Origin of the sequence: Priestia sp. SIMBA_032, assembly GCF_046535215.1 — a bacterium.
GTDB classification, from domain to species: Bacteria; Bacillota; Bacilli; order Bacillales; family Bacillaceae_H; genus Priestia; species Priestia aryabhattai.
This window is the reverse complement of record NZ_JAWRXD010000659.1, coordinates 1-272: the sequence shown is the minus strand read 5'-3', so window position 1 is coordinate 272 and position 272 is coordinate 1. Positions and strand designations below refer to the sequence as shown.

Below are 272 nucleotides of genomic sequence, written 5' to 3'. Positions count from 1 at the left end.
GGCAGGCGGCCGTGAACTGCGACATCCAGCCCGAGGATACGGTCGCGATCTGGGGGGCGGGCCCTGTCGGGCAGATGGCCATACGCAGCGCCGTGCTGCTCGGCGCCAGGCAGGTCGTCGTGATTGACCGTGTGCCGGAACGGCTTGCCATGGCGCAGGCCGGTGGCGCGATCACTATCAATTTCGACCAGGAAAGCGTGCTGGAGCGACTCAAGGAACTGACACGCGGCAAAGGACCAGAGAAGTGTATCGACGCCGTGGGCATGGAGTCA

1 protein-coding gene is annotated in these 272 nt (G+C 65.1%); it reads left to right on the top strand.

All coding sequences use genetic code 11. The annotated features are described in order from the left end of the window. Positions 1-11: 11 nt before the first annotated feature. A partial coding sequence (locus SB717_RS35890; protein ID WP_410907748.1) for a zinc-binding dehydrogenase occupies positions 12-272 on the top strand: 261 nt, incomplete at its 3' end.